The following is a 6,745-nucleotide window of genomic DNA, read 5'->3' on the forward strand; positions in this document are numbered from 1 at the left end:
CTCCCCGGGGTCACGGGTTGTAAAGCCACGGGCTCCGCGCTTCACTGCGTGGGGCCCGTCGCATTTACAGCGCTGACAGGGCCGGGGGCGCGTCCACTTTTCAACGCACCGCGCTCCACCCGCACGGCGCGCGAATGGCGCGCTCAGTCGTGGATCTGGAAGAAGCGGGCGGCGTTGTCCCGGGTGACCCGCCGGACGATGCGCTCGGACAGCTTCGCCTTGCCCAGGAGGTTCGCCGTGCGCGCGAGCCCCAGGATGTCGCCCGCGCCGTCGCCCGCGTCCGAGTCCAGCACCAGGCGCTCGCTGCCCAGCCGCCGCACCAGGGCCACCGCCCGGTCCGCCTGGAGGGCCTCCGGGTGCAGGGTGAGCCCCGCCCAGTGGCCCACCTCCAGGATGGTCCGCACGGTGCGCGCGTTGGCGTGGTCCACCAGCGCGCGTGACGGCAGCACGCCGGACTGGCGCAGGAGCGTGAGGATGCGCCGCGTGTGGCGCTCCTTGTCCTTGAGCGGCGTGTGCACCACCACGCGCAGCTTGAGCTGGCGGGCCAGGGCCAGCTGCTCCAGGAAGGCCTCTTCCTCCTCCTCGCCGCCCACGTGCAGCCCCGTCTCCCCCAGGGCCACCACCCGGCCGCCCTCGAAGTAGTCCGGCAGGTGGCTCAAGACCTCCGACAGCCCCCGGCGCGGGATGCAGCGCGGGTGCACGCCCAGGGCGGCCCAGGCGCGGATGCCCAGCCGCTCCAGGCGCGGCAGCTGCTTGTCCACCAGCTGGTCGAAGTGCTGGCGCAGCGCCTTGGCCGTGGGCTCCGGGAAGTGGTGCGCCACCACCAGGGCCCGCTCCACGCCGAAGAAGCGCATGGACTCCAGGTCCTGGTCGGTCAGGGCCTCCGGGTGGAGGTGCGCGTCGAAGAGCGGGATCGGCTCGGGCACGGGCTTGGGGTCTCCTGGCGTCAGTCCTGGCCCGTCGCGGCGCCCTCGTTGCGCGGGTCGCTGGAGGAATAGCGCAGGTTCGTGCGCGGGTCGCTGTAGACGGCCTCCGCGTCACCCCAGCCGTCCAGCCGGCGAACCTTGTGGCCCTTCGCCTCCAGCGCGGACAGCGTCGCCGGCTCCAGGCCCCACTTGTCCACCCACAGCTCGTCCGGGAGGTACTGGTGGTGCAGGCGGCCCGTGGCCACCGCGCGCGTCACGTCCATGCCGTGGTCCACCACGTTGCTGATGGCCTGGATGACGGTGGTGGGGATGGTGGAGCCGCCGGGGCTGCCCACCGCCAGCATCACCCGCTTCGGGTCCTCCTTGGCGAACACCAGCGTGGGGGACATGGAGGACAGGGGCACCTTGCCGGCCTGGATGGCGTTGGGCTCCCCGGTGACGAGCCCGTACGCGTTGGGCACGCCCGGCTGCGCGGCGAAGTCGTCCATCTGATCATTGAGGAGCACGCCGGTGCCCTTCGCCACGAGGCACGAGCCGAAGCTGTAGTTGACCGTGGTCGTCATCGCCACCGCGTTGCCGTCCTTGTCGATGACGGAGATGTGCGTGGTGTTCTTCCTCTCCGGCTCCGGCGTGAGGGGCCCCGCGTCCTTCCTCAGCGTGGAGGCCGGCCCGCCCGTCACCGGCGCCAGCAGCGACGCGCTGGCCGTGGCCTTCTTCGGGTCGATGCTCCCCGCCAGGTCCGCGAGGTGGCCGGGCGACGTCAGCCGCTCCAGCGGCACCTTCACGAAGGCCGGGTCGCCCAGGTACTTCGCGCGGTCCACGTACGCGCGCCGCACCGCCTCCACGTAGAGGTGCAGCGACTCCGGGTCGCGGTAGGGCACGCCCTGCGGCCGCAGCTGCTGGAGCATGCCCAGCACCTGCACCACCGCCAGCCCGCCCGCGCTGGGCGGCGGCATGGTGAGGATGCGGTGGCCCCGGTAGGTCGTCTCCAGCGGCGCGGGGCTGCGCGTCCGGTACGCCGTCAGGTCCTCCTGCGTGAGCAGCCCGCCCGCGTCCTTCACCGTCTTCACCAGCGCCTGCGCCACCGGGCCCGAATAGAAGGCCTTGGCGCCGCCCTTCGCGACCCGCTCCAGCGTGCGCGCCAGGTCCGGCTGCTTGAGGAGGTGCCCCAGCGGCGGCACGTCCGGCGTCCCCTGCGCGTTGGGCTTGAGGAAGATGCGCGCGGCCTCCGGGTCCTGGCGCAGGCACTCCGCCCGGCCCGTGGCCATCTGCTGGTACTTGGGCGTCACCCAGAAGCCCTGCTTCGCCAGCCGGATGGCCGGGGCCAGCACCACCGCGGGCTTGAGCTTGCCGTGCTTCGCGAGCAGCTCCAGGTAGCCCGCCACCGCGCCCGGCACCGCCACGCTCAGGGCGCCGTCCGTGGACAGCCCCGGCACCAGCGCGCCGTCCTTGAGGTACATGTCGCGCGAGGCGCCCTTCGGAGCCACCTCCCGGAAGTCCAGCACCTGGGTGCCTCCCGACTTCGCGTCGTGCACCAGCGCGAACCCGCCGCCGCCCACGCCGGAGTGGTAGGGCCCCACCACCGCCGCCACGAACGCCGCCGCCACCGCCGCGTCCACCGCGTTGCCGCCCTTCTCCAGCATCTGGAGCGCGGCCTGGCTCGCGGGCGGATAGGCCGTGGCCACCGCACCCCCCCGGTAGGGACGTGCCGCCCCCGCCTGCGTCGCCACCAGCAACACCGCGAGTCCCAGTGCGCGGAACGGCTTGCCTCCCGCGGCTCCCATGTGTGCTTTCACCACCTGTGGACGCCTTTCCTTGTGATTTCCAGCCGTTCCCTAATGCACCATGCGCCGCGCCCGGACCAGGATTTCAACAAGACAACATTTTTTTCCTTGGATTGTGAGCGCAAGCGGGGCAGGCTTGCTCCATGTGTGGCAACGGGCGGTGCTCATGAGTCCTCCGAACCCCGTGGAAAGCCCGGCGCCGGTTCCGACCGTGGCCTCCACGCCGGCGCGGCTGACGACGTTCTACAAGCCGCGCTTCGGCATCACGGTCCAATGCAACACGTTGTGTGTGGCAGTCAGCGCCCGGCCTCCTGCTGAAGCCCCGCGAGCTGTTTTGACGTCCGGGCGCGGTTGACGAGTTGATCGGCGGTCCCTAATTCTCCGCCGCATATGACAGCTCTGGCAGCGGTTGTGCTGTGCGCGGGCAAGGGCACGCGGATGAAGTCGGAGAAGGCCAAGGTCCTTCACCCCATCCTCGGCCGGCCCCTCTGCGCCTATCCCTTGAAGCGGGCCCTGGAACTGGGCGCCTCGCAGGTGGTGCCGGTGGTGGGCCACCAGGCTTCGGAGGTGGAGCGCTCCATCCGCGCCCACTTCCCGGACGCGCCCCTGCGCTTCGCGCTCCAGAAGGAGCAGCGCGGCACCGCGGACGCGGTGAAGGCGGCAGAGGACGCGCTCAAGGGCCATGACGGCCGCGTGCTCATCCTCTACGGAGACGTGCCGCTCTTGCGCAAGGAGACGCTCCAGGCGCTCCTGTCCGCGCACGACGCCGCGGGCGGGGTGCTGGCGCTGGTGTCCACCACGCTTACGGACCCCACCGGCTACGGCCGCGTCATCCGCGAGGGCGGCAAGGTGGCGCGCATCGTGGAGCACAAGGACTGCACCCCGGAGCAGCGCGCGGTGAAGGAGTGCAACGCGGGCATCTACTCCGTGGACGCGGCCTTCCTCTGGAAGGCGCTGGCGGAGATCAAACCCGTCAACGCGCAGGGCGAGTACTACCTCACCGACCTGGTGGAGATGGCCGCTCGCCAAGGCCCCGTGGGCGCGGTGGACGCGGACGCCACGGAGACCGCGGGCGTGAACGACAAGGTGGAGCTGGCGGCGCGCGCCCGCGTCCTCCAGCAGCGCATCAACGAAGCCCACATGCGCGCGGGCGTGTCCATCCAGGACCCGGCCACCGCGTACATCGAAGAGGGCATCACCATCGGCACCGATACGGAGATTGGCCCCAGCGTGTCGCTGATGGCCGGCACCGTCATCGGGAAGAACGTCACCATCGGCCAGGGCAGCGTGCTCACGGCCTCCCACGTGGCGGACGGCACGCACATCAAGCCCTACTCCGTCCTGGAGGAGGCGCGTGTGGGTGAGCGGTGCATCATCGGCCCGTTCTCCCGGCTGCGCCCCGCCACGGAGTTGGCAGAGGAAGTGCATCTGGGGAACTTCGTGGAGACGAAGAAGGCCCGCATCGGCAAGGGCAGCAAGGCCAACCACCTGACTTACCTGGGCGACGCGAACATCGGCGCCGGCTGCAACATCGGCGCGGGCACCATCACCTGTAACTATGACGGGGTGAACAAGCACCTGACGGAGCTGGGCGACGGGGTCTTCATCGGCTCGGACTCGCAGCTGGTGGCGCCGGTGAAGGTGGGGGACGGCGGGTATGTCGGCGCGGGCTCCACGGTGACGAAAAATGTGCCTCCTGGGAGCCTCGCTGTGTCCCGCGCGCCGCAGGTGGTGAAGGAGGGCTGGGTGGCGGCCAAGAAGGCGCGGCAGGCGAAGGTGAAGGCTGGTTAGCAAGAGTGCTCGCCTGCTGTTCGGTCGGCGGGGCGGGGTCGGGCGTGTTGGGCGTGAACGGGATTCCCGTGGTTTGCTCCGGCGGCCGCGGGACGAGAAAGAGGCAGGAAGAACATGTGCGGGATTGTTGGCTACGTCGGTGACAAGGAATCTGCTCCCATCCTGGTGTCGGGCCTGAAGAAGCTCGAGTACCGGGGCTATGACTCCGCGGGCGTCGCGGTGGTCGGCGGCAACCAGCTCAACGTGGTGCGCGCCACGGGCAAGCTGCGCAACCTGGAGAACCGCGTGGTGCAGGACCTGCCCAAGGGCACCACCGGCATCGGCCACACGCGCTGGGCGACGCACGGCCGTCCCTCCGACGAGAACGCCCACCCGCACACGTACAAGAACGTGGCGGTGGTGCACAACGGCATCATCGAGAACCACCTGGCGCTCAAGGCGGAGCTGCGCGCGCAGGGCCACGTCTTCTCGTCGGAGACGGACTCGGAGGTGTTCGCGCACCTCATCTCCGCGGAGGTGGAGCGCGGCGTGGACCTGCCGGACGCCGTCCGCGCGGCCATCAAGCAGGTGAAGGGCACCTACGGCCTCGTGGTGGTGTGCTCCAACGACCCGGGCCGCATCGTGTGCACGAAGGACGCGTCGCCCATGGTGCTGGGCCTGGGCGAGGGCCAGAACTTCGTGGCCAGCGACGTGCCCGCGCTGCTCGAGCACACGCGCGACTTCGTCTACATGGAGGAGGGTGACCTGGCCGTCGTCACCGCCGCCAAGGTCGACATCTTCAACCGCGACGGGAAGCTGGTGAACCGCCCCACGCGCCGCATCGACTGGACGCCGATGATGGCGGAGAAGGGCGGCTACAAGCACTTCATGCACAAGGAGATCCACGAGCAGCCCCGCGCCATCGCGGACACGCTGCGCGGCCGGATGCTCCTCACCGAGGGCGACGTCCACTTCGAGACCTGGAACCTCACGCAGGAGCAGGTGAAGTCCTTCACCAAGGTCACCATCCTGGCCTGCGGCACGTCCTGGCACTCGGGCGTGGCCGGCAAGCACATGATTGAAGCGCTGGCGCGGCTGCCGGTGGAGGTGGAGCTGGCCAGCGAGTTCCGCTACCGCGACCCCATCGTGGAGAAGAGCCACCTGGTCATCGCCATCAGCCAGTCCGGTGAGACGGCGGACACGCTCGCGGCCTTCAAGGAGGCGAAGCGGCTGGGCGCGCACGCCATGGCCATCTGCAACGTCATCGGCAGCGCGATGACGCGCGAGGCGAACCTGCACGTCCTCACGAACGCGGGCCCGGAGATCGGCGTCGCGTCCACCAAGGCGTTCACCACGCAGCTGGTGACGCTGTACCTCTTGGCGGTGAAGCTGGGCCGCATGCGCGGCACGCTGTCCGTGGAGGCCGCGCAGGAGCACCTGACGCACCTGACCCAGGTGCCGAAGATGATTGAGGACGTCCTCAAGTGCGAGCCGCAGGTGAAGCGCGTCGCGCGCGAGTTCATGAACGCGCAGGACTTCCTCTTCCTCGGCCGCGGCCCCATGCACCCGGTGGCGCTGGAGGGCGCGCTCAAGCTGAAGGAGATTTCGTACATCCACGCGGAGGGCTACGCGGGCGGTGAGATGAAGCACGGCCCCATCGCGCTCATCGACGAGAAGATGCCCGTCGTGGTCATCGCGCCGAAGCAGCCGCACATCGCCTACGAGAAGATCATCGGCAACATCGAGGAGGTCCGCGCGCGCGGCGGCAAGGTCATCGCCATCCTCGACGAGGACGACAACCAGGCGGACAGCCTGGCCGACCACGTCATCCGCATCCCCGCCGCCTGCGCGCTGCTCGCGCCGGTGGTGGCCACCATCCCGCTCCAGCTGCTCGCGTACCATGTGGCGGAGATGCGCGGGAACGACGTGGACCAGCCGCGCAACCTGGCCAAGAGCGTGACCGTCGAGTAGCGCTTCACGGCTTCAGCGCCTGAAACGCGAAAGAGCCCGGACTCCCTTCACGGGGGGCCCGGGCTCCTTCGTTTCCGGCGCGGTGCTACTTGTCGTCCGCCAGCTCCAGCAGGACCTCCAGGTCGGCGGCGGCGTCCAGCGACTCCAGGAGCTCCAGGTTCTCCACCACCTCGCGATCCTCGTCGGTGAGCGGGGGCTCCGCGCGGCGTGTTTCGGTGGGCAGGGGCGGGGCCTCGGGTTGCGCGGGCTCCGCGGCACGGGGGCCTCCGTGGGCGGTGGCGCGGGCTGCTGGGC

Annotated in this window: 5 protein-coding genes; 2 read left to right on the plus strand and 3 right to left on the minus strand. The window is 70.2% G+C overall.

Features of this window, described 5'->3' with window-relative positions; genetic code table 11:
• Nucleotides 1–143: 143 nt before the first annotated feature.
• Together ACLEQD_RS07970 and ggt are read right to left on the minus strand one after the other, a co-directional pair.
• On the minus strand, nt 144–926 hold the full coding sequence (locus ACLEQD_RS07970; protein WP_410382928.1) for a TatD family hydrolase: 783 nt from the start codon (nt 924–926) through the stop codon (nt 144–146).
• Nucleotides 927–946: 20 nt separating this feature from the next.
• Nucleotides 947–2,710 carry a gamma-glutamyltransferase gene (gene ggt / locus ACLEQD_RS07975; RefSeq protein WP_410382929.1) on the minus strand — a complete coding sequence of 588 codons (1,764 nt, stop codon included), beginning with the start codon at nt 2,708–2,710 and terminating at the stop codon, nt 947–949.
• A 390-nt stretch (nt 2,711–3,100) separates the two neighbouring features.
• Between ggt and glmU the strand changes: the two genes are divergently transcribed.
• Nucleotides 3,101–4,501 carry a bifunctional UDP-N-acetylglucosamine diphosphorylase/glucosamine-1-phosphate N-acetyltransferase GlmU gene (gene glmU, locus ACLEQD_RS07980; protein WP_410382930.1) on the plus strand — a complete coding sequence of 467 codons (1,401 nt, stop codon included), beginning with the start codon at nt 3,101–3,103 and terminating at the stop codon, nt 4,499–4,501.
• A 114-nt stretch (nt 4,502–4,615) separates the two neighbouring features.
• Nucleotides 4,616–6,451, plus strand: coding sequence for a glutamine--fructose-6-phosphate transaminase (isomerizing) (glmS, locus tag ACLEQD_RS07985; RefSeq protein WP_410382931.1), 1,836 nt, complete (start codon nt 4,616–4,618; stop codon nt 6,449–6,451).
• An 85-nt stretch (nt 6,452–6,536) separates the two neighbouring features.
• Here the strand turns inward: glmS and ACLEQD_RS07990 are convergent.
• The coding region (locus tag ACLEQD_RS07990) for a hypothetical protein (RefSeq protein ID WP_410382932.1) at nt 6,537–6,745 on the minus strand (209 nt) is incomplete at its 5' end.

Source organism: Corallococcus sp. 4LFB (assembly GCF_046520365.1).
GTDB lineage: Bacteria > Myxococcota > Myxococcia > Myxococcales > Myxococcaceae > Corallococcus > Corallococcus caeni.

Coding starts and splice junctions, on each gene's coding strand:
- glmU (WP_410382930.1), top strand. CDS start 3,101: ATGACAGCTCTGGCAGCGGTTGTGCTGTGCGCGGGCAAGGGCACGCGG.
- ggt (WP_410382929.1), bottom strand. CDS start 2,710: ATGGGAGCCGCGGGAGGCAAGCCGTTCCGCGCACTGGGACTCGCGGTG.
- glmS (WP_410382931.1), top strand. CDS start 4,616: ATGTGCGGGATTGTTGGCTACGTCGGTGACAAGGAATCTGCTCCCATC.